Genomic DNA, 1,041 nt, shown 5'->3' with positions numbered 1-1,041 from the left:
GGGGCATCGCCCGCGGCGGCGTCGACGTCGATCTCGCCCTGAGCCTGTCGCGCTTCATGCCGCTGTTCGGCAAGGGCGCCACGCGCGTGCCGGCGCACCATTTCGTCGAAGCGGCGACCGTGCACGACGTGATCCGCCAGCGCGATTTCCAGCGCCGCGACGCCTACCGCGAGGTGCCCGAGCCGTTCGGTCCGCGCCTGATCGCGCTGCAGGATACCGGCAACACCACGCGCCTGAGCCGCGCGGTGGAAGCGGCCAAGATCGAGCTGAGCTCGCACGAGCGCAACCGCGCTGCGCTCGACTACATCGAAACCGGGCTGACCCAGGACGTGCTCGCGCCCGATCTGTCCGCGGCCGCCGAAGGCTTCCTTGGCTTCCTGACCGAACTGCTCGGCGAAGTCGCCGCACAGATCGGCGAACCGCCGCAGGTGGTGTTCCTCACCGGCGGCATGTCGCGCGCGCCCTACGTGCGCGCCGCGGCGCAGCGCTGCTTCCCGGATGCGCAGCTGGTGGCGGGCGATCCGTCGCTGGGGGTGGTGTCGGGGTTGGCGTTCGCGGCTGCCGAGAAATGATTTTTCGGCGTAGCAGCGCATAGCGAAATCGTTTTGGCGTCTGTGGCAATGTAAAAGCATCGGCACGGAGGCGACGATGCAAAAAATCAAGAAAAAGGCCACAGAAAATACCGATGTTCCGGGCGGTAAAGTGCTGGACTGGTTAATACTTCAGTTCAGGCAGCACCCAAAAAGCGCAGTACTGACGACATCGATGCTTTGGGGCGGAATGATAATTCTGCTGCATTTCTATCGCATCGGTTACCTGCCGATACTCGCTTTGCCCGATCTGTTCGGAGTGGTTCTCTCCGCCGCGGCTATGGGCGCACTGCTAGTGCTGTCAGTGTGTTTCATCATGCTGATCCCCGGGCTGGCATTGGTTCATTGGGCCAGATGCGGCATGGGGCCAAGAAAGAATTCAGTTGTTCGTGAGGGGAAGCGGCCGGTCTTCCATTGGCGCTATCAGAACTTCGCCTTATGTACCGTTGCC

2 protein-coding genes are annotated in these 1,041 nt (G+C 62.8%); both read left to right on the top strand.

Annotated features, from left to right (window positions below; all coding sequences use genetic code 11):
* Nucleotides 1–572 (top strand): hypothetical protein (locus ABZ855_RS48445; protein ID WP_360820512.1); only part of this gene is annotated, 572 nt, incomplete at its 5' end.
* A gap of 76 nt (nucleotides 573–648) precedes the next feature.
* On the top strand, nucleotides 649–1,041 hold a 393-nt coding region (locus ABZ855_RS48440), incomplete at its 3' end, for a hypothetical protein (protein ID WP_360820509.1).

Origin of the sequence: Streptomyces sp. NPDC047042, assembly GCF_040644035.1 — a bacterium.
Taxonomy (GTDB): Bacteria; Actinomycetota; Actinomycetes; order Streptomycetales; family Streptomycetaceae; genus Streptomyces.
Note: the sequence above shows the minus strand (reverse complement) of the source record. Positions and strands in the feature narration are given on the sequence as shown.